Origin of the sequence: Polynucleobacter sp. AP-Feld-500C-C5 (assembly GCF_018882265.1) — a bacterium.
GTDB lineage: Bacteria > Pseudomonadota > Gammaproteobacteria > Burkholderiales > Burkholderiaceae > Polynucleobacter.
The window spans coordinates 1-25,904 of the sequence record NZ_JACVOW010000024.1; the positions used below are offsets into that span (position 1 = coordinate 1).

The 25,904-nt window shown below is 45.9% G+C and carries 28 protein-coding genes; 15 read left to right on the plus strand and 13 right to left on the minus strand.

Going from position 1 to position 25,904, the window contains the following annotated elements:
- Positions 1 to 169: 169 nt before the first annotated feature.
- A complete protein-coding gene (locus ICN21_RS08850) occupies positions 170 to 517 on the minus strand; it encodes an FKBP-type peptidyl-prolyl cis-trans isomerase (RefSeq protein ID WP_215296378.1) in 348 nt (115 codons plus the stop codon).
- Positions 518 to 602: 85 nt separating this feature from the next.
- Between ICN21_RS08850 and ICN21_RS08855 the strand changes: the two genes are divergently transcribed.
- Positions 603 to 1,619, plus strand: a complete 1,017-nt coding sequence (locus ICN21_RS08855) for a DUF6352 family protein (RefSeq protein ID WP_216178161.1) — start codon at positions 603 to 605, stop codon at positions 1,617 to 1,619.
- Here ICN21_RS08855 and ICN21_RS08860 read toward each other — a convergent pair.
- A complete protein-coding gene (locus ICN21_RS08860) occupies positions 1,616 to 2,788 on the minus strand; it encodes an MFS transporter (RefSeq protein WP_216178277.1) in 1,173 nt (390 codons plus the stop codon). The two genes, ICN21_RS08855 and ICN21_RS08860, sit on opposite strands and share 4 nt — an antisense overlap.
- Before the next feature lie 256 nt (positions 2,789 to 3,044).
- On the opposite strand from ICN21_RS08860, the gene ICN21_RS08865 reads away from it, so the two are divergent.
- Positions 3,045 to 5,279, plus strand: a complete 2,235-nt coding sequence (locus ICN21_RS08865) for an NADP-dependent isocitrate dehydrogenase (RefSeq protein ID WP_216178162.1) — start codon at positions 3,045 to 3,047, stop codon at positions 5,277 to 5,279.
- 129 nt (positions 5,280 to 5,408) lie between these two features.
- Positions 5,409 to 6,371 (plus strand): protein-methionine-sulfoxide reductase catalytic subunit MsrP, encoded by a 963-nt coding sequence (gene msrP, locus ICN21_RS08870; RefSeq protein WP_216178163.1) that lies wholly within the window; start codon positions 5,409 to 5,411, stop codon positions 6,369 to 6,371.
- A gap of 28 nt (positions 6,372 to 6,399) precedes the next feature.
- Here msrP and ICN21_RS08875 read toward each other — a convergent pair whose 3' ends face one another.
- Complete coding sequence (locus tag ICN21_RS08875; protein WP_216178164.1) at positions 6,400 to 7,989, minus strand: 4-hydroxyphenylacetate 3-hydroxylase family protein; 1,590 nt, start codon at positions 7,987 to 7,989, stop codon at positions 6,400 to 6,402.
- 91 nt (positions 7,990 to 8,080) lie between these two features.
- Between ICN21_RS08875 and ICN21_RS08880 the strand changes: the two genes are divergently transcribed.
- From ICN21_RS08880 to ICN21_RS08890, 3 genes are all read left to right on the plus strand, one after another.
- Positions 8,081 to 8,734, plus strand: coding sequence for a TetR/AcrR family transcriptional regulator (locus tag ICN21_RS08880; protein WP_216178165.1), 654 nt, complete (start codon positions 8,081 to 8,083; stop codon positions 8,732 to 8,734).
- A 13-nt stretch (positions 8,735 to 8,747) separates the two neighbouring features.
- Positions 8,748 to 9,293, plus strand: a complete 546-nt coding sequence (locus tag ICN21_RS08885; RefSeq protein WP_216178166.1) for an isochorismatase family protein — start codon at positions 8,748 to 8,750, stop codon at positions 9,291 to 9,293.
- A 62-nt stretch (positions 9,294 to 9,355) separates the two neighbouring features.
- Positions 9,356 to 10,126: an SDR family NAD(P)-dependent oxidoreductase gene (locus ICN21_RS08890; protein ID WP_216178167.1), complete on the plus strand. Its 771-nt coding sequence runs from the start codon at positions 9,356 to 9,358 to the stop codon at positions 10,124 to 10,126.
- 3 nt (positions 10,127 to 10,129) lie between these two features.
- On the opposite strand, the gene ICN21_RS08895 is transcribed toward ICN21_RS08890, so the two are convergent.
- A complete protein-coding gene (locus ICN21_RS08895) occupies positions 10,130 to 10,678 on the minus strand; it encodes a DUF2889 domain-containing protein (protein ID WP_216178168.1) in 549 nt (182 codons plus the stop codon).
- A gap of 97 nt (positions 10,679 to 10,775) precedes the next feature.
- Between ICN21_RS08895 and ICN21_RS08900 the strand changes: the two genes are divergently transcribed.
- The gene (locus ICN21_RS08900) at positions 10,776 to 11,504 is read left to right on the plus strand and encodes a pseudouridine synthase (protein WP_215319715.1); all 729 of its coding nucleotides are present in this window, start codon (positions 10,776 to 10,778) and stop codon (positions 11,502 to 11,504) included.
- Complete coding sequence (locus tag ICN21_RS08905) at positions 11,501 to 11,800, plus strand: 4a-hydroxytetrahydrobiopterin dehydratase (RefSeq protein WP_215296388.1); 300 nt, start codon at positions 11,501 to 11,503, stop codon at positions 11,798 to 11,800. Before ICN21_RS08900 ends, ICN21_RS08905 begins: the two co-directional genes overlap by 4 nt.
- 3 nt (positions 11,801 to 11,803) lie before the next feature.
- Here ICN21_RS08905 and ICN21_RS08910 read toward each other — a convergent pair whose 3' ends face one another.
- Positions 11,804 to 12,019, minus strand: a complete 216-nt coding sequence (locus tag ICN21_RS08910) for a hypothetical protein (RefSeq protein ID WP_215296389.1) — start codon at positions 12,017 to 12,019, stop codon at positions 11,804 to 11,806.
- A 122-nt stretch (positions 12,020 to 12,141) separates the two neighbouring features.
- Here ICN21_RS08910 and ICN21_RS08915 point away from each other — a divergent pair, with 122 nt between their 5' ends.
- The 4 genes from ICN21_RS08915 (at position 12,142) to ICN21_RS08930 (ending at position 15,863) form a co-directional block, all read left to right on the plus strand.
- Positions 12,142 to 12,639 carry a (2Fe-2S)-binding protein gene (locus ICN21_RS08915; protein ID WP_215296390.1) on the plus strand — a complete coding sequence of 166 codons (498 nt, stop codon included), beginning with the start codon at positions 12,142 to 12,144 and terminating at the stop codon, positions 12,637 to 12,639.
- A gap of 10 nt (positions 12,640 to 12,649) precedes the next feature.
- Positions 12,650 to 14,857, plus strand: coding sequence for a xanthine dehydrogenase family protein molybdopterin-binding subunit (locus ICN21_RS08920; RefSeq protein WP_216178169.1), 2,208 nt, complete (start codon positions 12,650 to 12,652; stop codon positions 14,855 to 14,857).
- A gap of 84 nt (positions 14,858 to 14,941) precedes the next feature.
- Positions 14,942 to 15,538 carry a sulfite oxidase heme-binding subunit YedZ gene (locus ICN21_RS08925; protein ID WP_216178170.1) on the plus strand — a complete coding sequence of 199 codons (597 nt, stop codon included), beginning with the start codon at positions 14,942 to 14,944 and terminating at the stop codon, positions 15,536 to 15,538.
- 1 nt (position 15,539) lies between these two features.
- On the plus strand, positions 15,540 to 15,863 hold the full coding sequence (locus ICN21_RS08930) for a hypothetical protein (RefSeq protein ID WP_255534281.1): 324 nt from the start codon (positions 15,540 to 15,542) through the stop codon (positions 15,861 to 15,863).
- 17 nt (positions 15,864 to 15,880) lie between these two features.
- Here the strand turns inward: ICN21_RS08930 and ICN21_RS08935 are convergent, their stop codons facing one another.
- Positions 15,881 to 16,504 (minus strand): SOS response-associated peptidase, encoded by a 624-nt coding sequence (locus ICN21_RS08935; protein WP_216178171.1) that lies wholly within the window; start codon positions 16,502 to 16,504, stop codon positions 15,881 to 15,883.
- An 85-nt stretch (positions 16,505 to 16,589) separates the two neighbouring features.
- On the opposite strand from ICN21_RS08935, the gene ICN21_RS08940 reads away from it, so the two are divergent.
- Positions 16,590 to 17,417: a peptidyl-prolyl cis-trans isomerase gene (locus ICN21_RS08940; RefSeq protein WP_255534282.1), complete on the plus strand. Its 828-nt coding sequence runs from the start codon at positions 16,590 to 16,592 to the stop codon at positions 17,415 to 17,417.
- 54 nt (positions 17,418 to 17,471) lie between these two features.
- Here the strand turns inward: ICN21_RS08940 and ICN21_RS08945 are convergent, their stop codons facing one another.
- The 4 genes from ICN21_RS08945 to fdxA are packed head-to-tail and all read right to left on the minus strand — an operon-like array spanning position 17,472 to position 20,204.
- The gene (locus ICN21_RS08945) at positions 17,472 to 17,960 is read right to left on the minus strand and encodes a dihydrofolate reductase (RefSeq protein WP_216124485.1); all 489 of its coding nucleotides are present in this window, start codon (positions 17,958 to 17,960) and stop codon (positions 17,472 to 17,474) included.
- A 14-nt stretch (positions 17,961 to 17,974) separates the two neighbouring features.
- The gene (locus ICN21_RS08950; protein ID WP_216124484.1) at positions 17,975 to 18,769 is read right to left on the minus strand and encodes a thymidylate synthase; all 795 of its coding nucleotides are present in this window, start codon (positions 18,767 to 18,769) and stop codon (positions 17,975 to 17,977) included.
- Positions 18,770 to 18,813: 44 nt separating this feature from the next.
- A complete protein-coding gene (locus ICN21_RS08955) occupies positions 18,814 to 19,857 on the minus strand; it encodes an NAD(P)/FAD-dependent oxidoreductase (protein ID WP_216861682.1) in 1,044 nt (347 codons plus the stop codon).
- A 23-nt stretch (positions 19,858 to 19,880) separates the two neighbouring features.
- A complete protein-coding gene (gene fdxA / locus ICN21_RS08960) occupies positions 19,881 to 20,204 on the minus strand; it encodes a ferredoxin FdxA (protein ID WP_215296397.1) in 324 nt (107 codons plus the stop codon).
- A gap of 157 nt (positions 20,205 to 20,361) precedes the next feature.
- Here fdxA and ICN21_RS08965 point away from each other — a divergent pair, with 157 nt between their 5' ends.
- Both ICN21_RS08965 and ICN21_RS08970 read left to right on the plus strand, forming a co-directional pair.
- Positions 20,362 to 21,276, plus strand: a complete 915-nt coding sequence (locus ICN21_RS08965) for a 2-dehydropantoate 2-reductase (protein ID WP_216178173.1) — start codon at positions 20,362 to 20,364, stop codon at positions 21,274 to 21,276.
- A gap of 100 nt (positions 21,277 to 21,376) precedes the next feature.
- Positions 21,377 to 21,916, plus strand: coding sequence for a hypothetical protein (locus tag ICN21_RS08970; protein WP_215296399.1), 540 nt, complete (start codon positions 21,377 to 21,379; stop codon positions 21,914 to 21,916).
- A 67-nt stretch (positions 21,917 to 21,983) separates the two neighbouring features.
- Here ICN21_RS08970 and ICN21_RS08975 read toward each other — a convergent pair whose 3' ends face one another.
- The 3 genes from ICN21_RS08975 to ICN21_RS08985 all read right to left on the minus strand — a co-directional run bounded on the left by ICN21_RS08975 (position 21,984) and on the right by ICN21_RS08985 (position 25,746).
- Complete coding sequence (locus ICN21_RS08975) at positions 21,984 to 23,864, minus strand: TRAP transporter large permease subunit (protein ID WP_216178174.1); 1,881 nt, start codon at positions 23,862 to 23,864, stop codon at positions 21,984 to 21,986.
- Positions 23,857 to 24,525, minus strand: a complete 669-nt coding sequence (locus tag ICN21_RS08980; protein ID WP_215296401.1) for a TRAP transporter small permease subunit — start codon at positions 24,523 to 24,525, stop codon at positions 23,857 to 23,859. The genes ICN21_RS08975 and ICN21_RS08980 overlap by 8 nt, the downstream gene beginning before the upstream one ends.
- A 105-nt stretch (positions 24,526 to 24,630) precedes the next feature.
- On the minus strand, positions 24,631 to 25,746 hold the full coding sequence (locus ICN21_RS08985) for a TRAP transporter substrate-binding protein (RefSeq protein ID WP_216124479.1): 1,116 nt from the start codon (positions 25,744 to 25,746) through the stop codon (positions 24,631 to 24,633).
- Positions 25,747 to 25,904: the final 158 nt, after the last annotated feature.

The window sequence follows — 25,904 nt, forward strand, 5'->3', positions numbered from 1 at the left end:
ACCCGCTTAAGACCACCTGACTTTAGAAACTCTTTAACTACCTTTAGCTTGAACTGCTTGCTGTACTTGCTCATAAAACAAAACCCCCTTGGTTGGACATAGCGTCCAACTTTTGGGGGTCAGTTCACTCGGGTGGCTTTTATTTTGGCTAAGCAGCAAAGAGCAGTGCTTAGTTCACACCGTGTAATTCCACATCAAAGACCAGGGTCGCATTAGGAGGGATGACGCCACCAGCACCCCTGGCACCATAACCCATTTCAGAAGGGATAATTAAGGTGCGCTTGCCGCCAATCTTCATACCCGCAACGCCTTGGTCCCAACCCTTAATGACATGGCCTGCACCCAAGGGAAAACTAAAGAGCTGACCGCGATCCAGTGAGCTGTCAAATTTCTGGCCTTTATGGTCAGGGGCATTCTCGTCATAGAGCCAGCCGGTGTAATGCACATCAACGTCATTGCCAGTAGCAGCCTCTTTGCCGTCACCAACAACGGTATCGATTTTTTTGAGTTCGGTCATGATTTTTCCTATTGGGTACAAAATGACTGGCTAGTATATTCTGAGCTCTAGATTCTTACTGTAAGTGCAATGAAAACGGAATGACATGAGTAACTACTGGCCCAATTCTGCATATCAAACCCTGCTAACCAGCCCTGATGGGCAGTTATTGGTAACAGACGATTTTTTACGCACCTATTTGCAAAGACCTGAACTCAGCCTAGTTCCAGAATCTTGTGCTGCCGAGCAAGCGCTAAATCAGCGCCTTACTGAAAATCCTCGCATAGAAATTACCGAGCAAGAGATTGGGGCGATGGCTGATGAGGATATTCAGGAAAACTATCGAGTTTGGCTCCGCTACCGAACACGTCTATTAGCAGCAAGCTCCTTAGAAGGTTTTTATATGAGTTTATTTAAGGGAGATGGGGTTGATGTGCCTCCCTTATTTGTGATGCAACTAACCCAAATTTTTGTGCGCCATATCTTGGGAGATGATACGCATCCGCTGGAAGTACGCATGGGCGAGATCTTCTTTAGAACTCAAAAAATCACTGTTTTGGAGGACAGCATTGTCATGGCCGCCGACGAAGAGGTGGTTGCTCGTAATGCGCAAGCGGGCGAGTCCGGCAACATCATGGACTTACTGAAAGGTAAATCCATGCTCACGAAGTCTGCTGATCTTGATGTTTTGTATGAAGACAATGCTGCCGAATATTGGACGCGTAATGAGGACTTTGATTTTGCCGTTCAACTCAATTTTGGGCATGAGCCAATTAATCATTTTTGTCGCGTACTAGAAAAGTGGATTAAACATTTTCTGGGGGTGGCAGTACGCATTACCCCAATGCAGCAAATTAGTGATCCTAAGTGGTCCTGGCATGTCGGTTTAGATGCGGCAGCAACTGAGATTTTAAATAAGCTTTACAACAAAGAATTGTTAGAGGCAGATGAGCTCGAGAAAGTGATTTGTCTATTTCGTCTTGACTTTATTGACGAGACTGCGGTGACTAAGGCGCAGCAAGGGAAGCCCGTCTATCTTGCTATTGCCATGAATGATCAGCAGCAATTAAAGCTAAAGCCACAAAACTTATTATTTAATTTGCCGCTAGCGAGAGCGTCTTAAGCGATTTGCTGCTTCTTATTCTGGGCTGATAGCCAAAGCAGTGCCAGCGCAGTAATGATCACAGGAATCAGAGAGCCGAGGTTCAAAATACTCCACCCTTGTGAGGTAATTAAGGCACCAGAACCAAAGGAAGTGAAGGCCATCGTGCCAAATACAAAGAAGTTAATCGCTGCTTGTGCTTTATCACGCTCATCGGGTTTGTAGGCAGTCATCGCCAAAGAGGTTGAGCCTGTGAATAAAAAGTTCCAGCCAACGCCTAATAAAAAGAGGGCAATCAAAAATTGACGAAGGTCTGTACCGGTGAGTGCAATCAGAATGCAGATGAAGTTGAGTACTACTCCGATACTCATAATCTTGAGGGCACCAAAACGTTGTATTAAGGTGCCAGTAAAAAATCCTGGAGCAAACATACCAATGACATGCCACTCCAATACTAGGGCTGTATCGGAAAAAGGCAGGCCACAAATTTGCATCGCCAAGGGTGTGGCCGCCATCAGCAGATTCATTACCCCGTAACCAAGTGCTGCCCCAATTACAGCAACCATAAACACGGGTTGCTTGAGGATGGCCTTTAGGGGGCGTCCATCTGCCAGAGAGTGCTCGGTTTTGAATTCGGTAGGGAAGTGGATGAATCGCATTACGACGATCCCCATTAAGCCGGCAATCGAAAGCGTGAGGTAGGCGCCCAAGAATGCAGTGTCAAAAAGATTGCGGGTCCAGGAGGCTAGGTTCGGCCCAATGACGGCTCCTAAGATTCCGCCTGCCAATACCCAAGATACGGCTTTGTCACGTTGACTCGCTACGGTGAGTTCTGCTGCAGCAAAACGGTAGAGTTGGCCATTGGCGCTGTAATAGCCGGCAATAAAGGTGCCTGTTACCAAAAGCCAAAAGTTTCGGCTCAGAGCTGCATAGGCGCATAACAGGGCGGATAGCACTGCTACAAGCAGTCCCAACTGAAAAGAGATCTTTCTGCCAAAGTGGTTTTGAGATTTGGCCACGATAGAAGTGGAAAAGGCAGCCCCAACAACATAGCCCATGACTGGCAGCGTAGCCATCCAACTCACTGGGGCAAGGCTGAGACCAACCAAGCCATTGATGGCGATGAAGGTGACGTTATTGGTCAGAAATAGACCCTGGCAAACAATCAGAAGCACCAAGTTTTTATTCAGTAAAGGGTGCTTGCTCATCATGGCTTGCAGTTTACGAGGAATTTTCCGCTTTAGTTATTTTGGTGGATTTCCTTAAATTAGCGATGATTTGCGACTTTGGGGTGCAAAACCCCCATTTTTGCCAATCCTAATGATTTAAAATAGAAGGCTCGGCATATCAGTAAGCCTGCTAAAAGCGGGCGGACAGAATGCGGACTCTAGGAGTGGTGGGGTCAAAACCTGACCCTGTCTATTGATCAATAGTAAGGAAACATCCATGGCATCAGGCACATCAAAGATTATTTACACGCTGACAGACGAGGCACCATTTTTGGCGACCTGCGCATTTCTGCCGATCATCCGTACCTTTACAGCGCCAGCTGGAGTGGAGGTAGTAGAAAGCGATATTTCAGTGGCTGGACGTATCTTGGCTGAATTTTCTGATTGTTTGGCTCCTGAGCAACGGGTTCCTGATAATTTGGCTGAGCTGGGCAAGATGACCTTAATGCCTGACGCCAACATTATTAAGCTACCCAATATCAGCGCTTCTGTTCCTCAGCTGCTCGCTGCCATTAAAGAATTACAAGATAAGGGATACAAGATCCCTCATTTTCCTGAAGATCCTAAGACCGATGAAGAGAAGGCTATCCGCGCTCGTTACTCAAAGTGTCTAGGGAGCTCGGTCAATCCAGTCTTGCGCGAAGGAAACTCAGATCGTCGCGCACCGAATGCAGTCAAACGGTATGCCCGTAAAAATCCTCACTCGATGGGTGAGTGGAGCCAAGCTTCCCGTACGCACGTGTCACACATGCATGGCGGCGATTTCTATGCTGGTGAAAAGTCGATGACGATGACTAAGGCCTGCGATGTAAAAATGGACTTGGTGACGAAGAGCGGCAAAACGATTGTGCTCAAACCAAAAGTCTCCTTATTGGCTGGCGAAATTATCGACAGCATGTATATGAGCAAAAAAGCCTTGTGCGATTTCTATGAAAAAGAAATCGAAGATGCGTATAAGACAGGCATGATGCTGTCCTTGCACGTCAAGGCTACCATGATGAAAGTTTCTCATCCGATCGTCTTTGGTCACGCCGTCAAAATTTTCTATAAAGATGCGTTTGCTAAACATGGCAAGCTATTTGATGAGCTAGGCGTCAACGTCAATAACGGCATGAGCAGCTTGTACGAGAAGATCAAAACCTTGCCTGAATCTAAGCGTGAAGAAATTATTCAAGATATTCATGCGTGTCATGAGCATCGCCCAGCATTGGCGATGGTAGATTCTGCCAAAGGTATTACCAACTTACACTCTCCAAGCGACGTGATCGTGGATGCTTCTATGCCTGCCATGATTCGGGTGGGCGGCAAGATGTGGGGCGCGGATGGTCGCTTGCATGACACCAAAGCAGTGATTCCAGAAAGTACTTTTGCCCGCATCTATCAAGAGATCATCAATTTCTGTAAGACACATGGTAACTTTGATCCAACCACTATGGGCACTGTACCTAACGTTGGCTTGATGGCTCAGCAGGCTGAGGAATATGGTTCGCATGACAAGACTTTTGAGATCTTAGAAGCAGGCGTAGCTCGTATCGTTGCGGACGACGGCACTGTATTGCTTGAGCAACATGTAGAAGCTGGTGATATCTGGCGTATGTGCCAATGTAAAGATGCTCCGATTCGTGACTGGGTCAAATTGGCAGTCAATCGTGCACGCCTCTCTAATACTCCAGCGGTATTTTGGTTAGACGAGTACCGCCCCCACGAAGCAGAGCTGATTAAGAAGGTAAAGACTTATCTCAAAGATTACGATCTCGAAGGTATCGATATCCAGATCATGTCTCAGACTCGCGCAATGCGTTACACCTTAGAGCGTGTGATACGTGGTAAAGACACTATTTCTGTTACCGGTAACATCTTGCGTGACTACCTCACCGACTTGTTCCCCATTATGGAATTGGGCACTAGCGCAAAAATGCTATCCATTGTGCCTTTGATGGCTGGTGGCGGCTTATTTGAAACTGGTGCTGGTGGTTCTGCTCCTAAGCATGTGCAACAACTCGTAGAAGAAAACCACTTACGTTGGGATTCGTTAGGTGAATTTTTAGCCTTGGGTGTGTCACTCGAAGATATTGGTGATAAGACTGGTAACACTAAAGTGAAAATCTTAGCGCGCACTCTGGATGATGCGACTGGCAAATTATTGGATAACAATAAGTCACCTTCACCACGCACTGGTGAGTTAGATAACCGCGGTAGCCAGTTCTACTTGGCGTTGTATTGGGCTGAGGCTTTGGCTGCACAAACGGAAGATAAAGAGCTACAAGCTTACTTCGCGCCCTTAGCCAAATCTTTGGCTGAAAACGAGAAGAAAATTACTGACGAACTAAAGGCAGTTCAAGGTAAGCCTGCTGATATCGGTGGTTACTATGTAGTTGATTCTGAAAAATGCACGGCCGTGATGCGCCCCAGCGCAACATTCAACGCAGCCTTGCAGGCTATGAAAGCCTAATTTAATTCAGGTTTCAGCAGAAAAGGCAAACCTTCGGGTTTGCTTTTTTGTTTTGAGCAAGCATCGCTGCATCAAGCAATAAATTATTTTCAGGAGCAAAATAGACTCAATACTTTGATGGGGTTCGCCATGCGTTTTCTTGATAAAACCATTCTTTCTAGTGACATCACGCCTCAAGCGGTTTTTGAAAACCGTCGTGCCCTGATTAAAGCGGCAGCTGCAGGTAGTTTTGGCGCTGCTCTAGCCCCCTGGTTTTCAAGACAAGCACTAGCTGCCACTCCCGATAAATTAACTGCTACCCTCAATTCAGCCTACAGCGTTAAAGAGGAATCGACGCCTTATAAATACGTGACGAGCTACAACAATTTTTATGAGTTTGGTACCGATAAGGCTGATCCTGTTGCTTATGCCAGTAGCTTACAAACGCGGCCCTGGACGATCTCGATTGAAGGCTTAGTAAAAAAACCGCTCACGCTCGATATTGATGCCTTATTAAAGCTCGCTCCAATGGAAGAGCGGATTTATCGCATGCGTTGCGTTGAAGGTTGGTCTATGGTGATTCCTTGGGATGGGTATTCGCTAGCCAAACTCATTAATAAAGTAGAGCCTCTGGGCTCTGCTAAGTATGTTGAATTTATTTCCTTAGCTGATCGCAAGCAAATGCCAGGACTGAGTAGCAATATTATTAGCTGGCCTTATCGTGAAGGCTTGCGGATGGATGAAGCTATGAATTCACTTACTCTCCTCACTTTCGGCCTGTATGGTGAGGTATTGCCAAAGCAAAACGGTGCGCCTGTCCGTATTGTGGTGCCTTGGAAATATGGTTTTAAGAGTGCCAAATCGATTGTTAAAATGCGGTTTACTGAAGAGATGCCAAAAACCAGTTGGAATCAATTTGATGCTCGTGAGTATGGCTTTTATTCCAACGTTAATCCACAAGTTGACCACCCACGCTGGAGTCAATCCACAGAGCGTCGTATTGGCGATGCTAAGGGGATGTTTGCCCCTAAGATCAAGACCCAGATGTTTAATGGGTATGCTGATGAGGTCGCCAGCATGTACACTGGCATGGATTTAAAGAAGTACTATTAACTGATAAATCAGCTTTACTCAGAAAAAATTAAGTTCTTCTGCCAGGCTCTGGCAATGGCACCATCACTGCTTGACCTGGAGCACTACAACCTTGATCACAACAGCGTCCAGGCTGTTTGTTTTTAGTAATCGCCCGCTCATCATTACTCGTCAGTGCTCCGCGGTCTAACAAACGTTCGACTAATTCCACTTTATTGCCAATAGGATATTGGCGATAGATTTCTTTCTTCATTGCAGCAGGTGATCCACCACCATGCAAGCTGATAACGGAGTACCAGCCACCTTGATAGGATGCCGTTAAATCTTCAATAAAGCGTGCCACTTCAATGCGTTTATCGTAAGGAACTGCTGGGTTAGCACGCAAGACTTCTGCTAAGGTGGCAGCAGTTGCTGGATTGTGATCTTCATCGGGTCCGGGTAGTGCTACGATTAATCCACCCGACACCTCATGAGCTAAGCGATGCATATCGTAAATTTGCGTAGCCAATAGCAGTTTGCCGATGTTGGAGAACACGGGCTCAGGCATAAAGGATTTGCTATGTGGATCTTGAGTACCGTATACACTGGCAGCAACTCCACAAGCATAAAACCCTTCGGTAATTTTGATGAGCTCAACCATTGGGTTACGCAAATTGGATTTTGTTTCTGGATCAAAACCATTGGCTTCGCACATCAAGGCACCAGCACCAATTAAAAGATCTCCAAAGCCTGCTCTCGCAGCAATACAGCTGTGACGATGATGGGTGGCATAGCTATAAGTTAAGACGCTAGAGTGCTCCCATTCACCTGCATAAAATACTCGCTCCCACGGGACAAATACTTTATCGAAAATCACGACACCAGTAGATTGCCCATATTTACTTGAGAACAATGGTTTGCCATGCTCCACTTTATCGCCTGGGCGACCTGCAGGGCGGGCAACGATGGTAATACCTTTCGCGTCCACTGGCACTGCGCAGCAGATGGCAAAAGCCGCATCCTCTTTGCTCATATTGCGACCTGGCATGACTAAAAACTCATGCATATAAGGCGCACCAGTCACAATGGCTTTCGTTCCAGAAATCACTACACCTTTGGCATCTTGAGAAACGACGTGAACATAAGTATCTGGGTTTGCTTGTTCGTGAGGTCTGCGGGATCTGTCGCCTTTGGCATCGGTCATCGCAATGCCAAGAGATAAATCGTTTTGCTGAACATATGAAAGGTATTCTGCAAATTTTGCGCGATGCTCATTACTTCCGCGAGCATCATCGATATGCGCTGACACTTGGCCAATTGCATTTAATGCATCATGCGCTAAATAGCGTTGAGCACAACCAGTTTCTTGGCACAGTACGCGTATCGCTTCTAATTTGTTCAGCAGATCACCAGAGGATTGATTGATATGCAACATTCGTGGTACTTGCACGCCATTTTGATCTGCCAGCATTAAGGGTGCTAAAGCAGGATCATGCACCATATCGTAGGTCACCCCCAAAGCTTGTACGCCTGGTCTTAAAGAGGGCTCATCAGCCACTGACTCAATCAGGCGACCGTCTACATATACCGTGGGCTTTAAGCTGCGCAAAGACTCTTGATAGTCTGTGCTGGTCATGAATTTGGTAGTGCTTTGGCTCATTGGGGTCCTGGTGCTAGATATTGGCAACAGCTCAAATCATACACAATAATTGAACACTGTTCAATTATTAATACAGTCGTATAATTAATTTATGAACCAAACGATTTCTTCCCCGCGAGATCTTCGTCAGCAGGCGCTGGCGGATGCCAAGCGTAAGCATATTCTGAGTGCTGCTACAGCAGTGTTTATTGAGTTTGGTTTAGAAGCAGTCAGCATGCGCGAGATTGCTAAACGTGCTGGTTATACAGCGGGAGCTATTTACAGCTACTTTGCCAACAAAGAAGAGATTTATGGCGCTTTACTTGCTGAATCACTCGAGCGCCTAAATGCGTTTGTCGGTGAAGCGGCGCAGAGAGTATTAAGTGAACCGGGTACTGCCTTTGATGAGCTGCGTCATAGCGCTTTAGCGTTCTACCAGTTCTATCGAGATAACCCACGTGACTTGGATTTAGGTTTTTATCTCTTCCAAGGCCTAAGGCCCCGTGGTTTAGGTAATGAGTGGGATCAAGCACTCAATATGCGCCTCAGAGATGCCATGCGTCCCCAAGAGATTGCTCTGAATAAATTGGGTTGTAATGCAAAAGAGACCGATACTGAATTGACTGCGGTGTTTGCGCACATTGTTGGCGTGCTATTACTCAACCATACAGGTCGCATTCGGATGTTTGGAAAGGGTGCTGATGAATTAATGGCACACTATTTAGATCATTTAGCACTGCGCTTGCCCAAGAAAAAATTACTCTAAATTCATTCAAATCATGATTCATCAAGCCACGAGTATTCTCATTTTAGTTGACTATCAAACACGCTTAATGCCCAGTATTCATGATGGAGAAAAGGCTATTGCTTCAGCAATATTTTTAGCAAACGTAGCACAAGCTTTAGATATCCCAATTTTAGGAACCGAGCAAAATCCAGAGGGATTGGGACCTAATGATGAGTGTATTAAACAGTTCTGCAGCCAGACTCTAGTCAAACATTCTTTCAATGCTGCAGCAGATGGTTTGGTGGATTACATGAAGTCGGTAAGTCCACAAATTACTCAGGTTGTATTGGCTGGATGTGAAGCCCACGTTTGCTTGATGCAAACTGCTTTAGGTCTGCTCGAGGCGGGGTATGAGGTGGCGGTAGTGGCTGAGGCCTGTGGCAGCAGATTGGCGCAAGATAAATTGCTCGCACTCGATCGTTTAGTCCAGCAGGGAGTGATCTTGCTGGGGGCTGAAATGCTGACATTCGAATGGCTGAAGACTTCTGACCATCCTCAATTTAAAAATATTTTGCAGTTGATAAAAAAGAGATCTTAAATAGGTGAATAATTCATTTATTTATCATTTAAGAGAAATATGATTTAAATAAAAGAGGAAATATGGAACATACCGTTTTAGTAACCGGCGCAACCGCTGGATTTGGAGAAGCAACTGCTCGACGTTTTTTGGCTCACGGCCATAAAGTCATTGCAGTCGGTAGAAGAGCGGAGCGTCTAGAGGCGCTCAAAGCATCTTTGCCAGCAGAGCAGCAGAAAAAATTATTGACTCTTGTGGTTGATATCTGTGATAGCGCTAAAGTAGACGCATTACCAAAAACTTTGCCTGCTGACTTTGCGAATGTCACTGTACTGGTTAATAATGCCGGTCTTGCTTTAGGCTTAGAGCCTGCTTATAAAACCAGCATTTCTGATTGGGATCAAATGATTGATACCAATGTCAAAGGTTTAGTTCATATGACCCATGCGTTTTTGACAGGTATGGTTGAGCGTAAATGTGGCCACATCATTAATGTTGGCTCGGTTGCAGGTCTTTATCCTTATCCTGGAAGCAATGTGTATGGAGCTACCAAAGCATTTGTAAAGCAATTTAGTTTGAACTTACGTGCAGACTTACTTGGTACGCGCTTAAGAGTCACTTGTGTTGAGCCAGGCCTTAGCTCTGGAACTGAATACTCTAATGTTCGTTTTAAAGGCGATGATGCTAAGGCAGCAAAAGTCTATGAGAACGTGCAAGCGTTGAGCTCAGACGATATTGCTGAAGCGATTTATTGGGCTGCTTTATTGCCTCCCCATATGAACATCAATGCAGTAGAAATTATGCCAATTCAGCAGTCTTTTGGAGGGACCACGATTCACCGCGGAGAGCTCTAAGCTCTAAGACTTTTTATCTTGGTCTTGCCAGCGGTAAAACTGGGGATAAATACGCATCACAACGGGGCCATTGAAATCCCAGGACTTGCAGGTGCCTAGATAGAGGGGCGGCTTATTTTCATCGGGATCAAATAGGGCCCTTGGGATCGATTGAAAAGCGGCAGTCGCCAAACTATTGAGTAGTTCGCGTAAATGGGTGCAACCTGCAATGCCACCCAAATGTGTTTGGATCGTTTTGCGCCAACCCTTACCTAAGCGCTCGCCAATCAGTCCTGTCATTGGAGGCATAGCTTGAGGGCATTCAGGATGTGGATGACCATTCATCGCCACCTCAATATCTTGGATAACCAGTTCATCATTGAGCGTGAGACGGACCCACATGTCATGAAAAGCTTCGCCAGGTTGCCAAGTAGTTTCGCCAGTGACAAAAGGTGTTGGTTTGTAATCTTTGAGGTGACCTTCAATATCCCATAGACCATCTTCCCTTGCAAAACCATGAAAAGTAATTTCTCGAGTATGGAGTGGTGTGCGAGGTTTTGGGTTGGAGAGCATGTCGTCAATTCAATTCATATGGATAAGTCTAATGATAATGAATTCCCCGTTGTGGCAGCGGCTAGGCGGAAGTGCTCTGTAGTATGCTCTGCAGCATATGGCAAAACCGATTTCCCTTGAAAAAATTCTCTTTAGCCAAGGCTTTGGTACACGACGCTATTGCAGCGATTTGGTCTATGCGGACCTCGTGAAGGTCAACGGTGTATTAGCAGAGGATCCAGAGGAGCGCATTGCGACTGAAGGACTTGTTCTCAACGTCGAGGGTGCAGATTGGGAGTATCACGAAAAAGCGTATATCGCTTTTAACAAGCCCCCCAACTACGAGTGCTCTCATAAGACTGCGCATCACCCTAGTGTGTACAGTCTATTGCCAGCTCCTTTCGTTGAGCGGGGCTTGCAATGTGTTGGGCGTTTAGACTATGACACTACAGGGCTACTCTTGATTTCTGATGATGGTCAGTTCATTCATAAAATGACAACGCCAAAAAAGAATATCGGCAAAGTCTATGAAATCACAACACCAGAACCAATTACACAATCTCAAATCGATCACCTGATGAATGGCGTCGTTCTGGATGATGATCCAAAGCCATGTTATGCCACCGCTTGTAAGCAGCTTTCCGAGCATGTCTTAGCAATGACAATTGTGGAGGGTCGCTATCATCAGGTAAAGCGTATGATGGCTGCAGTGGGTAATCATGTGGCCAAGTTACATCGCGCTGAAATCGGCGCTTATGTCATGCCAGCAGATCTCGCTGAGGGTCAATGGCGTTGGCTTGATGCAGAGGATTTGAAATGCTTATCGCAAAGTGTGGAGCTTAAATGAGTCAGCAGGCTTTAACAATCGACTTTGACTTTAAAGGAGTGATTCCTCTTTGGGTGCTCGAACCCTCCGGTATTCAATTGACCCGGGAGTTTATTTTTCAGGACTTTAAGCAGGCATTCGCCTTTATGACTTTATGTGCCCAATATGCTGAGGAGATTGATCATCATCCAGATTGGACCAATTCTTGGAATAAGGTGGTGGTGCACCTCAGCACTCACTCAGCAAAAGCGTTGACTGCATTGGATATTCAGATGGCAAAAGCCATGGACGCTTTTGCCTTACAGGTCCAGACTTAGATGTTAATGTTCTTCACCTTCGTGATCTTCTTCATTTAGGCTCATCAAAATCGTCGCTAGTAAGCCGTAGACCACTTCGGTGGCGATCATGCCGTCTTCGTCTAACTCGTCAATTAAGTCATTGAGGCAATCTTCGGTTGGCTCATTGAGTAGGGTCATGGCACATTCGCACCCATAGTCAAAATCTTCGTCGTTTTGGGTTTGATTTTCGTTTGTCATAAATATCCTTAATTGATGGCTCAGAATAGCAAATTACGCCTGGCGGCGGGAGAAATTGATGTGCGCCCACAAAAAACCAATAATGATTTATAGTCATTTGAAAATAATAAATAGGAGGCAGTATGCAGCTCAATATTAATGGTCAGACACATAATATCGACGTAGAACCCAATATGCCCTTATTGTGGGCTATCCGCGAAGTGGTCGGATTGACAGGTACAAAGTACGGCTGCGGAGTGGCTCAGTGCGGCGCCTGCACCGTCTACATGAATGGTGAGCCGGTACGTTCATGCTCTGTTCCAGTATCTGTGGTTGGTGCCGCTAAGATCACCACGATCGAATCACTTTCTAAAGACAATAGTCATCCTGTGCAAAAAGCCTGGATCGCACTCGATGTTCCGCAATGTGGCTATTGCCAGTCTGGTCAGGTCATGGCAGCAGCAGCCTTATTAAAAAGAATTCCAAAGCCTACTGATGCCGATATTGATAATGCGATGTCGAATATCTGTCGTTGCGGCACCTATCAAAAAATTCGGGATGGCATTCATGTCGCCTCTGGTCAGAAAAAATTAGCGGAAGTATTGGCGCAATACCAAGCTTCTCCAGCGACTCGTGGTTAAGGGGAAGAAGATGACATTAGAAAATTATTCACGTCGCGACTTTATTATCAAAGGCACCCTAGTTGGTGGTGGCCTCATGTTGGGTGTAGGTGTTTTGCCAGAGTTTGCTTTTGCGCAAGCTGGTCAATATGATCCGAATACACCGACCAAGGCTGGTGAGGCTGAGGTCAATGCTTGGGTTAGCATCAAGCCCGATGACACGGTATACATCAGAATTGCGCGTTCAGAGATGGGCCAAGGTACCCGTACGGGCTTAGCGCAACTCGTTACAGAAGAGTTAGAGTGCAACTGGAAAAATGTTAAAACCCAATCTGCAACCCCTGGACAAAGCTTAGCTCGTAAGCGGGTATGGGGTGAGCACGGAACTGGTGGCAGCCGTGGTATTCGTATCTCTGAGGATTATGTGCGCCGCGGCGCAGCTGCTGCTCGCATCATGTTAGTTCAAGCCGCTGCAAACCAGTGGAATGTTCCAGTCAGTGAACTCAAGGTGGATAAGGGTGTAATTACCCATGTACCAACAGGTCGTAAAACTACCTATGGAAAAGTAGCTGAACTAGCATCGACTTTAACCCCGCCTGATCCAAAATCAATTACCTTAAGAGATCCTCGCAACTGGAAAGTGGCCGGTCAGCCTTATGCGCGTTTAGATACAGCAAACAAAGTGAACGGTACTAAAGTGTATGGCGCAGATTTGCAGATGCCTGGGATGTTGAGTGCATCGGTGAAGTCGTGCCCAGTATTTGGTGGCAAGCTGGTGAGTTATGACGAATCAAAGATCAAAAATATGCGCGGTGTTAAAGGCGTGGTACAGATTAATGACAGCACACTCGCGGTAGTTGCAGACACTTGGTGGCGTGCCAATACTGCTTTGAATACTTTGCCAATTGTTTGGGATGAGGGTAAGAGCGCTAATGTTTCTCAGGGTGACATTAACAAAATGCTCCGCGCTGGCTTGGATGAGCAGGGTGACTTCTGGCAACGCAAGGTAGGTGATGCGCCCGAAGTAATCAATAGTTCTGCCAAAAAAGTAGAAGCCATTTATTTCACGCCCTTTCAAGCTCACGTGACTATGGAGCCGATGAATGCGACCGTCAAAATTAGTGGCGATCGTGCTGAGGCTTGGGTACCCACCCAAAATGGTGAGGGATCTTTAGCGGCATTATCAGAGGCAACGGGAATTCCGCTGGCTAATTGTGAAATATATAAATTGGATTCTGGTTGTGGTCTCGGTCGTCGTGGTTCCACACAAGACTTCACCACTTTTGCTGCCAAGGTCGCGATGAAATATCCTGGCGTGCCGGTGAAAGTGCTCTGGAGCCGCGAAGAAGATATGACGCATGACTTCTACCATCCCATTGCGATGGCAAAAATGACTGCGGGTATCGATGCTGGTGGCAATGTCACTGGTATGCATATCAAAGTCGCAGGCCAATCGATTAATGCCACGCTTGCTCCTCAGAATATCAAAAATGGCAAGGATGAGCGCCAACTTCAAGGTCTTTATGAGAATGGCCCTGATGCGCAGCTAGGTTACACATTCCCAGCCTTGTTGACTGAATATGTCATGAAGAATACCCATGTGCCCGTGGGTCCGTGGCGTGGTGTGAATACCAATCAGAACGGTATTTTCATGGAATGCTTTATGGATGAGTGCGCCAAAGCAGCCGGGAAGGATCCTGTCAAATTTAGGCAGGCTCTGATGCAAAGTCATCCGAAACATTTAGGCGTACTCAATGCGGCGGCCCAAAAAGCAAATTGGGATAAGCCACTGCCAGCAGGAACTTTCCGGGGAGTAGCACAGTTCATGGGATATGCCAGTTACTCGGCTTGCGTTGCTGAGGTCTCAGTCGATGGCAATATGGTGCACGTTAAGCGCCTGGTATTTGCTTTGAACTCTGGTCATGTGGTGAATCCCTATTTAACGCGTGAGCAAATTGAAGGTTCTGTGGCTATGGCTTTGGGTGCCATCTTTAATCCAGAGATCTCGGTTGAAAATGGACGCATCAAGCAACAGAATTTAGATTCTTACCCAATGCTCAAACTAGCCTCTACACCTCGAATTGAAACGGTTCTTGTACCAACTTATGATTTCTGGGGTGGAGTAGGTGAGCCAACGATTTGTGTGGTTGGGCCAGCAGTTGCTAATGCCGTCTCTGCAGCCATTGGTAGACCAGTTCGCAACTTCCCGCTGTACAAAGAAGGATTGAGCTTGGCATAAGATCCATTTGTTTTATTCGGTCCAAGCTTAGGAAAAATAGCGACCCCATCAGAGAATATTGATGGGGTCGTTTAACATCTACTCATGAAGTATCTCAAAAGCATCTTGTTTCTGATCTCCCTTATTCCCTTGGGGCGTTTGGTATGGCTGGGATATATGGATGACTTAGGCGCTAATCCCATCGAGTTTATGACGCGCTCTACTGGAACTTGGGCTTTAGTATTTTTATGTATCACCCTCGCAATGACACCCTTACGTGTCTTGACAGGATCTAGTCTGGGAATCAAATATCGTCGTATGTTTGGACTGTTTTGTTTTTTCTATGCCTGCGTTCATTTCGCCATTTGGTTTTTCTTGGATCAGAGTCTCGATGTTCAGGCGATGATCCATGATGTTCTCAAAAGACCATTTATCACCATGGGATTCTTGAGTTTCGTTTTATTAATACCTTTGGCCATCACATCAAACCACTGGGCAGTCCGCCAGTTGGGACGTCGTTGGAGCTTATTACATCGATTAATCTATGTCATTGCTTGTACGGTGATTGCGCACTACTGGTGGCATAAGGCTGGTAAAAATGACTTGCAGACTGTATCGATTTATGCCGGAGTGATACTGTTACTGCTATCGATTAGACTTCCCGTAGTGCGAGACAGAATTACCTTATTGGTCGGGAAGTAGGATGAATACTATTCGTATTCAGTTAGCAGTATGCCTACTGTTATTGGGATGTTCAGCCAGCGCGCAAACCCCATCAAACCAAGGAATGCAGACCTTTTCTCCCTATACCCCTGAACAGTTAAAAGCTTTTAATGAGCAAAAAATTTCTCCAGCAGAAGGGCCTTTTGGGCCGGTTGGATCAAATCAACAGCAAATGAATTTGCAGCAACCACCACAGTTAAATTCTAAGTTTTTCAATGTGCCAGTTGGCGAACAAGAGGCTGAAGCTTTGGAAACAGAGTCGGCAGCACCCTACCAGCCCATGACCCCGGCGATTTCTTTTTAGTGCTTTTGGATTTGAAATCAATCAGAGAAAATGAATTCGGGGATTGCATCAAGACTGAGGAGTGATTTTGCTGTATCAGGGGTAGCGTTAAGCCAATCATTAAATAGTTCAGGTCGCAATGGGACGACTGTGCGCTTTTCATCTTCAGGATGATGGCATCGATTCATTAATGGATGATGATTTGCATTGATCGTCAGCATTGAGAATGACACAATCAGTTCGCCAGTTTCTGGTTCAGTCCAGGTATCCCAAATAGAGGCAATTGCCATGGGCTCACGATTAGCCTGTTGAATTTTGGTGCGCACTGCCCTGCCAGATTCATAGCAGGGTTCATAAAAAGTATCTGCCAGAGCGAGTGCGAAGTGCCGCTGAGACCATGCCTGTTTATATGAGGGTTTTTGGCTGACAGTTTCAGATCTGGCGTTATAGGTTTTCCTGCCAAAGTCTTCATCTTTTGCCCAAGACGGTATCAAGCCAAAACGCGCAGGACCAATGGCCGTGCGTTGGGTATTATGACTTTTTAGAATGATTGTTCCAGGATAGGTTGGAAACACATCATGCGTGCTGGATGTTGGTAGATCGAGATCAAAGTGGGCTTTGACCCAATCGATATTGACGGTGGTGAGGTATTGAACGCACATCAGTTTATTTTACTGTTGAGGCTGCTGTTACTATTAGGGCTACTTTTAAGAAAGCCTAGAAAGATCAAACCTGATGAAACCATTTATGTCTCCATTAAAAACAAGGTCAGCGCACCTGATTTTTGCCGGCCTTTTGAGTTTTGCATTGTGTAGTGCTGCATATGCACAGCAAAGCGGTTTACCTATTAATGCCGCAGCCTCGGTGAACGGCGCCATCATTACAAACGATATGGTTGAGCAAGGCATCAAAGTTGCAATTTTACAAGGTCAAAAGGATTCTCCCGAGCTCCGTAAAATGGTGATAGAGAAGTTCATCGAGGTATTGTTGTTATCACAGCAAGCTGAAAAAGATGGTTTGGCCAATTCTGAAAAAGCCAATGCTCAGCTGACGATGATTCGCCAAAATTATTTGGCAGACCTAGAGCTGTCTACTTTCATGGCGCAAAATCCGATTTCCGATGCCGATATTCAGGCAGAGTACAACAAGCAGGTAGCATCCCTTGGCCCTCAAGGCATGATCATAGAATACAAGATTAGTGATATTGCGCTAGCCACAGAGGCAGATGCTCAGGCTGCTTTAAATCGCATTAAGAAGGGCGAAGCCTTTGATAAGGTGGCTAAAAGCGTTTCATTGGCGCCGAATAAAGCGCAAGGTGGTGCTGCAGGTTGGGTTCAGCCTGGCCAAGTACCACCGCAAATATCTGCTGTATTAGTCAATCTTGGAAAAGGGCAAACATCTGCTCCGATTCAATTGCAACAGGGCTGGTATTTAGTAAAACTGGAAGATAAAAAGTCCAGTAAGCCGCCTACTTTTGAGCAGGCCAAACCAGCGATTCGTGCTGGCCTAGCGCAGAGAAAGCAATTTGAATTTGTTTCTGGGATTGCAAAGAATTCAAAAATCGTTGTTCAGTAATCGCGATGTATTGAGTTTGATGCTCAGAATAAAAAGGACTCCTCGGAGTCCTTTTTATTTGCGCTCAAGCGTCACAAAATTAAAATGAATATTATTTTCTGAGCCTGGGGTGCGTTCCACTTCTTTCCAGGCGGATTCGTTAGGGATTTCAAAGAAAGTGTCGCCACCTTGAACATCCATCTCGATCTCGGTAATGTATAAGCGATCTGCTTTATCAAAGGCTTGGGTAAATAATTGTTCGCCACCAATTACAAATACTCTTGGGGCTTCATTTAATTGATTGAGCGCCGCATCTAGAGAGCTAGCAAGTTCTCCACCAGCAGTCTCATAGTTGGCATTACGGCTGACAACGATATTCCGTCGTCCTGGCAGCGGGCGACCAATCGATTCCCAAGTCTTGCGACCCATAATGACCGGGTAGCCCATAGTGACGCGCTTAAAGAATTGCAAGTCTGCCGAAATTTTCCAGGGCATTTGATTGTCGCGACCGATCACGTGGTTTCGTGAGCGCGCAACAATCATCGAGATAGCAGGTTGTGTCATGTCTGAGGGATTTCTTAAACAGCTACTGGAGCTTTGATATGGGGATGCGATTCGTAACCAACAATTTCAAAATCTTCGAATTCATAATCAAAGATCGAAGCAGGTTTACGCAAGATATTGAGCTTTGGCAGAGGGAAGAAATCTCGAGAGAGCTGAAGATCCACTTGTTCTAGGTGATTGCTATACAAGTGGCAATCACCACCTGTCCAAATAAAGTCACCTACCTCTAAGTTACATTGTTGGGCCATCATGTGGGTCAACAAAGCATAGCTAGCGATATTAAAGGGCACGCCGAGGAAGATATCAGCGCTGCGTTGGTAGAGTTGGCAAGATAATTTGCCATCAGCCACATAGAACTGAAAGAAGGCGTGGCATGGCGCTAAAGCCATCCTTGGAATATCCGCTACGTTCCATGCTGAAACAATGATGCGACGGGAGTCTGGATTCTTTTTAATCGTCTCAAGGACTTCAGTGATTTGATCAATGTGCTGACCATTTGGTGCGGGCCATGACCGCCATTGATAGCCATAAATCGGACCTAGATCACCATCAGGTGCAGCCCATTCATTCCAGATAGAGACACCACGTTCTTTAAGCCAATTGTTGTCAGTGCTACCTTTGAGAAACCACAGTAACTCGTAAATGATAGATTTGAGGTGGAGCTTCTTAGTGGTAACCATGGGGAAGCCTTCAGCCAGATTAAAGCGCATCTGGTGCCCAAAAACTGAGATCGTGCCAGTACCCGTTCTATCTGACTTATTGACGCCCTTGGCAAGGACTTCTTTCATGAGATCGTGATATTGGCGCATAAAAATTGGCTAAAAGGGGTTTAGTAAATAAATGAAAGGATAGCTTACTCGAATGTGGGCGACTTCACCCCAAGTGCCTTATGGAGCTTAGGGGAGGTGGTGGTGTACTGCAACTGGATTTGTTTTTCAGGGTTCAGGTATGCGGCTGCCGCAAAAGCAGCTAAGGCCGCCTCATGAAAGCCTGACAAAATGAGTTTCTTTTTCCCGGGGTAAACATTGATGTCACCGACTGCATAAATTCCTGAAATACTGGTCTGAAACTTTTCGGTATCAACAGTAATTTGTTTGCGATCAATATCGATCCCCCACTCTGCAATCGGGCCTAATTTGGGAGAGAGGCCAAAGAAGATCAAGAGATCATCCAAAGGAAGCAATGTGATATTGCTATCAATGTCGGTGATCGCAATATCAGTTAATTGACCCTCTTTAGTCTCGTATCCAGTAATTTGACCAATGAGTAATTGCATTTTTCCAGCGGCACACAGTGCGCGCATTTTGGCAATAGATTGTGGAGCCGCTTTAAAGTCATCGCGACGATGAATCAAGGTGACGCTCGCTGCTTTGTCTGCAAAGTACAAGACCCAATCGAGCGCGGAATCTCCACCGCCGCAAATAACAATACGCTTGCCGATAAATCGTTCTGGATCTTTGATGTGATAGAAAACTTGTTTACCCACCAAAGTAGCCATGCCCTCTAGGTTGAGCAGCCTAGGTTGAAAGGCACCAACACCGGCAGCAATAAAGACGGTCTTAGCCAGGAAGTGGTGATTCTGTGATGTGCCAATCAAAAAACGGCCATCGGCTTGTTTCTCGAGTTGAGTGACTTCTTGTCCTAAATGAAACTGTGGACTAAAAGGTTCAATTTGTTTGAGAAGGTTGTGCGTGAGTTCACGCCCAGTACACACCGGTATCGCAGGAATATCGTAAATAGGTTTATCAGGATAGAGCTCTATACATTGACCACCAGCTTCTGGTAGTGAGTCAATGACGTGGGTTTTGATATCGAGCAGTCCAAGTTCAAAGACTTGGAAGAGGCCCACAGGACCGGCGCCAATGATGACTGCGTCAGCTTCTGTGGGTGAGTACAAATCAATGCTCGTGTAGTTGTGGATTACTTTGCTAACTGATCGAGTTTGTTTTTGACATCTTTCCACTCATCAGCGTCTGGAAGGGCGGACTTAGATTTAGTGATGGATGTCCATGATGAAGAAAGCTCAGCATTGAGTTTGATGAAGTCTTGTTGATCTCCAGGGACGTCGTCTTCCGCATAAATCGCATTGACAGGGCACTCAGGAACGCACACTGCGCAGTCAATGCACTCGTCTGGATCAATGACTAAGAAGTTGGGGCCTTCGCGAAAGCAGTCAACTGGACAAACATCGACGCAGTCGGTGTATTTGCAACGGATGCAGGATTCGGTAACAACGTATGTCATAGCGTTTAATCTAAAGAGCCCAAATTAAGAATTGGGAAATTATAAAAGGTCAATTTTAGCCGAAATGAGCCATTTTTAGCGCTTATGACCCTTTTGGTGGCTTTGCAAAATGAGGACTATCCTAGGGGCTGAAAATTGAGTAAAAAGAGCATCTATTATGAAAATACTGATTGTTGGGGCAGGTGGTATCGGGGGCTTTTTTGGGGCCAAATTGCAGCAGTCAGGCGCAAATATCACTTATTTATTACGTGAGCAGCGCCAGCAACTGATTCAAGCCCAGGGGCTGACTATCGAGACTCCGAAGGGCAGCTTTACGGTCCACCCTAAAACGGTCTTAGCCGCCCAGTTGGAGCCTATTTACGACCTCATCATTTTGGCCTGCAAAGCCTTTGATTTGGATGATTCGTTAAAGTCGATTGCCAAAGCAAGCTCTCAAGGAGTGATCCTACCTTTTTTAAACGGGTTCACGCACCTCGAGGTTTTGGACCGTCAGTTCGGCAAAGAGCGGGTGATGGGTGGGGTAGCCCATATCGCTGCAACCATTTCTGAATCAGGCTCAGTAAAACAGCTAACCGAATTGGGTTCATTCACAATAGGCCCCAGAACACCACAACAAGTCGCACTGAGTCAGGAACTCTTTTCGCTGTGCAAAAAAACCGATTTCGATGCTTTCTATCATGAGAATATTGAGCAAACTTTGTGGGATAAATGGGTATTCTTGGCAACCTTAGCAGGCATGACAACTATCTGTCGCGGCTCTATTGGCGAGATTGCTGCAACCCCTTATGGCAAAGATCTCAGTAAGCGAATGTTCGCAGAATGCTGTGCTATCGCTAGCAGTGAAAGTCACCACATTGCCGAGAAGACTCAATTGAGCTCTCAAGAAATTCTGACAAAAGAAGGCTCACCTTTTACAGCTTCAATGCTGAGAGACTTGCTGGCAAGCAAGAAAAATGAACATCAACATATCTTGGGTGATTTGATTGGCTTTGCTAATCAGGGATCTATAGACTGCCCGCTATTAAAAATTGCCTTTACCCATATGGCGGTCGAGAGTAAGAGTGAAGTCTAGGCAAGGGCTTTCCCTAGGGCTTTGGTTTTCAGAAGATAAACCTCAATTGATTACACTTTAGGCATTCACATGAATAAACCCTGTCAAGAAAGAATGGACTATGGAAGAGTATCGGCTACAGATCGATAAAACAGCAAAACCGTTATTGATTATCGATTACACCTTCGGGAGTGATCGTAGTCTGGAGCTAATGAAATCTACCAACTTACCAACTGCTCTGCAAAATGCTAAGGTAAAAACGGAGTTTGATTTGGCGCATGCCTGGAGCGACTTTGCCCGTAAGTATTTACAGAAAACAAAAGAGATCGCGGCAACCCCTATTTGCTGGCAAGGTCATTACGATCAGTTGGGTCGAGTGATGCTTGAAATGATGCGCTTAAGCAGAGATAAGCAAGAGATGGACGATAAAGAGGGTGTTTATGAAATGATCCCCAATCTTGAAGAGATTCCCTTTGTGAGTAAACCCTCTCGTCTTGAGGATAAGATGTTTTGCCGTATTTGGCTTTCCTTAATTCGCCATCCAGCCTTTATTGAGATGGAGTTAGATGAGGATGAGCTGGCAGCATTCAATTACTGGCAAGGTTTATTTACGCTGGCTTTGGGTAAGACGAATAGTGAGCTGCTAAAACAGGCTGCTTAATTCATTACAGTGGACATAAAAAAGCGCTCCCAAGGGAGCGCTTTTCTTTTACTGAAACTACCTAACATCAACCTCCGTAGAGGAACTTCGGTAGCCACAATGTCATACCTGGCCAGATGTACATGAAGACCATACAGGCAATCACAATGAACATGTAAGGCATCATGCCTGCAAAAATCTGATTGAGTGTGACGCCCGGCGGCGAGACACCCTTGAGATAGAAGGCAGACATCGCAACCGGTGGTGACAAGAATGCTGCTTGCAAGTTCACAAATACCAAGGTTCCCCACAAGAGCGGATCGATGTTGAAGTGAGCTAACAAAGGCAAGAAGATCGGCACGAAAATAACAATAATTTCAGTCCACTCTAAAGGCCATCCTAGGAAGAAGATGATCGCTTGAGAGAGCAGCATGAACTGAATAGGTGTCAGATCTAACATGAGCACCCATTTTTCAATGATCGATTGACCGCCCAAAATCGTAAACACAGCCGAGAAGAGTGCTGAACCTACGAACAACCAGCACACCATCGATGTTGTTTTAGCTGTCAAGAAAACGGCTTGCTTAGTGCGCTCAAAGTCTAGGGTGCCCGCTTGTAGTGCCAGAATGAAAGCACCCAATGCGCCCACTGCAGCAGACTCAGTTGCGGTAGTAATGCCGAGCAGGATGACAGCCAAGACTAAGAGAGTCAGCACGCCTAGAGGCATGACAGACTCAATCAATAGTTTGAGGATTTCAAACTGCTCTTCATCTAACTTAATGTAGTAGTAAATGAGTAGCAAACCGAACAGGATGCAGGTCAGGCCAAAATATAGCTCGAAGTTTTCTGGTGGTCCAGTATCAGCTTCTGCCACGGCGCCAGCTTCAGTAGGATCATCTCCAGAGGCAGCATCGAGAGCAACCAAAGGTGCATCTTCTTCAACCTCTTTGGATTTACTATTGTTGTTGGAGGTAGCATCAATAGCTACTAGAGTCTCCTCAACCGGCTCTGCAGCGCTTGTAGAAGCTTTGGCAACTTGTGTTGCTACTGGCACGTTCAAGGCATCTTTTGCAGATTGCTGATGAATCATGACGTACCACCACACTCCCCACATAGTCACTGCAACCAAGATTAATGGGGTTAATGCAGCCAATACATTTTTGAAAATTTTCCCAAAAGATAACTTTGCGTCAACCGGCGCATTCAATAGTTTTGCTGGCGAGAACAAAGCTTTAAATGTGGCAAGCAGCATATTGCTTGCATAGTTCTCACGCAGGAAACGAATCGTCGGTGGAATTGGAACGATGAGTTGCTCTGGGGGTAGCTTCGGTGCGACTTTGGGGTTAATTAAAGCCCAGCCAATGATATAAACCAAATATAAGAATGCCAGGAAGAAACCTGGCACCATCGCCGCAGCATAGAGCTTAACGACAGATTGGCCTGCAACAGCCGCATACACAATGATCATTACTGAAGGCGGGATCAAAATGCCTAAGGTGCCTCCAGCGGTAATAACACCAGCAGCAAGCCGTGTATCGTAGCCTGCATTGAGCATAGGCTTCATGGCAATCACACCCATGAGAACAACTACGGCGCCAACAAGACCGCTTGCGATACCCCAGAAAGTACAAACAATCAGAGTAGCAACAGCCAATGAGGCCGGTACACGACGAAATGCGAGCTGAATACTGTAGAACATCTTATCTACCAGCGCCCCTCGTTCCATCACATAGCCCATTAATACAAAGAGCGGAATGGATAGCAGGACATCATTCGTCATACCCCCAAAAGTTCTTTGCACCATGAGAGTAAACACTTTGTTTGCAGCCCAGCTTTGTGAGGGATCATAAAACGCTGCAAAACCAAACATCATTCCTAAGCCCATCAGGGTAAAGGCGGTTGGGAAGCCCAGCATGATTACAACAATAATCAAGCCGAGCATGGCTAAGCCAAGAATTGGATCACTCATGATTTATCTCTTTAGTTTGACCAATGCGATGGTGTGCTGCTTCATCGATATTTTTGGCATTTTTGATTGCGAGTTGACGGGCTTCTTCATCAACGTGAGTGGAAGAAGCTAACTGCTGTTCAATCACATCGATTTCTTCTGCATCCTTTAAGCGGGCTGGCCATTCGCCTGTCTTGAGGCAAAGAATGCAACGCATAATTTCAACCACACCTTGCAAGAGCACAAATGCGCCTGCAATCGGAATGATGGTTTTAAATGGATAGAGGGGCGGACCATTAGCAATTTGAGTCGTGTGTTCGCCGATGCGCCAAGATTCTGCTGCATAGGTATAGCCTGCATAAACCAAAGCGGCAATACCAGGCAGGAAAAAAGTAATGTACAAAATTAAATCTAGAGTTGCTTGTGTGCGGGGTTTCATGGAGCCGTAAAGGAAGTCGCCACGAACGTGTCCGTTTTGTGCCAAGGTATAGGCGCCACACAGCATAAACAGAGTGCCGTATGCCATGACAGATAGCTCACCAATCCATGCCGATGGGGAATTGAATGCATAGCGCCGAACGACGTCTGTAAAGACCATCAGCATCAGTAGAACCACAAGCCAAGCAGCAGCTTTGCCTACAAAAGTGCTGATTTCATCTACTCTCAGCATGAATTTATCCATGAAATACTCTCCTAAAACAACTATTTATTTCTCTGGGGAAATATAAAAAACCGGACGGGGGTACCGTCCGGTCAGATACTCTTAAAACGCTATTATAAAGGCAAATTAAGCCTTGAAGTAATGGTCGTAGGCGATCTTCATATCAACGTTTACAAGCAAATCCCAGCGAACTGCGCGTTGGGCAAAGGCTTTTTGTGAATCCAGCACCTTCTTGAACATTGGGAGTTCAGCAGCCTTTTTCGCAATAATCTTGTCCCAAGCATTCAACTGGGCCACCAAAATAGACTTCGGCGTAGCGTAGAACTTCACCTTATCTTTGGTTTGTAGCTCAGCGAAGTCTTTGGAATAGCGATCGATTGCTTTCCAGGACATATCAGCAGAAGCTGCTTGAGTACCATAGCTCAGGATGGCTTGAAGATCAGCAGGCAAGGAGTTGAATTTCTTCTTATTGAAGATAATTTCAAATTGCTCTGAAGACTGGTGGAAGCTTTGGAGCATGTTGATCTTAGATACGTCTGGGAAGCCGAGGATACGGTCTGAAGACGCGTTATTAAACTCAGCTGCATCGAGAACGCCGCGATCCATCGCTGGAATAATCTCGCCGCCAGGCAAGGCCTGAACTGATGCACCCATATCGGTGAAGATCTCAATGGACAAGCCAACAGTACGGTATTTCAAGCCCTTCAAGTCATCTGTTTTGGCGATTGGCTTTTTAAACCAGCCTAATGGCTGAGTTGGCATTGGACCATAAGGGAAGGAAACGACGTCGAGCTTAAGGTCGCTGTAGATCTCATTGAGCAATTGCTGACCACCACCATATTGGTTCCAAGATAGCAATGTATTGGCATCCATACCAAAAGCAGGACCAGATCCCCAAAGAGCTAGTGCTGGGCTTTTACCGTACCAGTAAGCCAAAACGCCATGGCCGCCATCCAGTGTTCCACTAGATACAGCGTCCAACATATCGAAGGCCTTTACTACTGAACCAGCTGGTAGCACTTCAATTTTGAGGCGACCACCTGACATTGCATTCACTTTAGTAGCGTAGTCATTGGCGTACTCATGGAAAATATCTTTTGCTGGCCAGGTAGATTGAAAGCGCAAGTTCACAGTTTGCGCAGAAGAAATCATTGGGAAGGCCATTGCAGCTGCGCCGGCACTGCCAACGGCTGCGTTCTTTAAGAACTTACGACGTGGGCTGTTGTTGGTTGTTTCAGACATCTGTATCTCCTATGGTTGTTGCTTTTAATAAATTACGGCTTAGTAAAACAAAATCTTACTAAGATTAATCGAATTCGCTAGCTAGGGGGTTGAGGGTTTCCCCTTGTTGGTCAGGGTTTTTATTGTGCATTGCAATAATAAAACCCTGAGCTGAGATT

Excerpts from the sequence above, each read along its gene's own strand:
- ICN21_RS08890 (WP_216178167.1), top strand. The coding sequence starts at position 9,356 with ATGGAACATACCGTTTTAGTAACCGGCGCAACCGCTGGATTTGGAGAA.
- ICN21_RS08935 (WP_216178171.1), bottom strand. The coding sequence starts at position 16,504 with ATGTGCGTTCAATACCTCACCACCGTCAATATCGATTGGGTCAAAGCC.
- ICN21_RS08905 (WP_215296388.1), top strand. The coding sequence starts at position 11,501 with ATGAGTCAGCAGGCTTTAACAATCGACTTTGACTTTAAAGGAGTGATT.
- ICN21_RS08980 (WP_215296401.1), bottom strand. The coding sequence starts at position 24,525 with ATGGATAAATTCATGCTGAGAGTAGATGAAATCAGCACTTTTGTAGGC.
- ICN21_RS08930 (WP_255534281.1), top strand. The coding sequence starts at position 15,540 with ATGAATACTATTCGTATTCAGTTAGCAGTATGCCTACTGTTATTGGGA.
- ICN21_RS08865 (WP_216178162.1), top strand. The coding sequence starts at position 3,045 with ATGGCATCAGGCACATCAAAGATTATTTACACGCTGACAGACGAGGCA.
- ICN21_RS08985 (WP_216124479.1), bottom strand. The coding sequence starts at position 25,746 with ATGTCTGAAACAACCAACAACAGCCCACGTCGTAAGTTCTTAAAGAAC.
- ICN21_RS08885 (WP_216178166.1), top strand. The coding sequence starts at position 8,748 with ATGATTCATCAAGCCACGAGTATTCTCATTTTAGTTGACTATCAAACA.
- ICN21_RS08900 (WP_215319715.1), top strand. The coding sequence starts at position 10,776 with ATGGCAAAACCGATTTCCCTTGAAAAAATTCTCTTTAGCCAAGGCTTT.
- ICN21_RS08950 (WP_216124484.1), bottom strand. The coding sequence starts at position 18,769 with ATGCGCCAATATCACGATCTCATGAAAGAAGTCCTTGCCAAGGGCGTC.
- ICN21_RS08855 (WP_216178161.1), top strand. The coding sequence starts at position 603 with ATGAGTAACTACTGGCCCAATTCTGCATATCAAACCCTGCTAACCAGC.
- ICN21_RS08920 (WP_216178169.1), top strand. The coding sequence starts at position 12,650 with ATGACATTAGAAAATTATTCACGTCGCGACTTTATTATCAAAGGCACC.
- ICN21_RS08975 (WP_216178174.1), bottom strand. The coding sequence starts at position 23,864 with ATGAGTGATCCAATTCTTGGCTTAGCCATGCTCGGCTTGATTATTGTT.
- msrP (WP_216178163.1), top strand. The coding sequence starts at position 5,409 with ATGCGTTTTCTTGATAAAACCATTCTTTCTAGTGACATCACGCCTCAA.
- ICN21_RS08945 (WP_216124485.1), bottom strand. The coding sequence starts at position 17,960 with ATGACACAACCTGCTATCTCGATGATTGTTGCGCGCTCACGAAACCAC.
- ICN21_RS08915 (WP_215296390.1), top strand. The coding sequence starts at position 12,142 with ATGCAGCTCAATATTAATGGTCAGACACATAATATCGACGTAGAACCC.
- ICN21_RS08925 (WP_216178170.1), top strand. The coding sequence starts at position 14,942 with ATGAAGTATCTCAAAAGCATCTTGTTTCTGATCTCCCTTATTCCCTTG.
- ICN21_RS08940 (WP_255534282.1), top strand. The coding sequence starts at position 16,590 with ATGTCTCCATTAAAAACAAGGTCAGCGCACCTGATTTTTGCCGGCCTT.
- ICN21_RS08910 (WP_215296389.1), bottom strand. The coding sequence starts at position 12,019 with ATGACAAACGAAAATCAAACCCAAAACGACGAAGATTTTGACTATGGG.
- ICN21_RS08850 (WP_215296378.1), bottom strand. The coding sequence starts at position 517 with ATGACCGAACTCAAAAAAATCGATACCGTTGTTGGTGACGGCAAAGAG.
- ICN21_RS08965 (WP_216178173.1), top strand. The coding sequence starts at position 20,362 with ATGAAAATACTGATTGTTGGGGCAGGTGGTATCGGGGGCTTTTTTGGG.
- ICN21_RS08970 (WP_215296399.1), top strand. The coding sequence starts at position 21,377 with ATGGAAGAGTATCGGCTACAGATCGATAAAACAGCAAAACCGTTATTG.
- ICN21_RS08895 (WP_216178168.1), bottom strand. The coding sequence starts at position 10,678 with ATGCTCTCCAACCCAAAACCTCGCACACCACTCCATACTCGAGAAATT.
- ICN21_RS08880 (WP_216178165.1), top strand. The coding sequence starts at position 8,081 with ATGAACCAAACGATTTCTTCCCCGCGAGATCTTCGTCAGCAGGCGCTG.
- ICN21_RS08875 (WP_216178164.1), bottom strand. The coding sequence starts at position 7,989 with ATGAGCCAAAGCACTACCAAATTCATGACCAGCACAGACTATCAAGAG.
- fdxA (WP_215296397.1), bottom strand. The coding sequence starts at position 20,204 with ATGACATACGTTGTTACCGAATCCTGCATCCGTTGCAAATACACCGAC.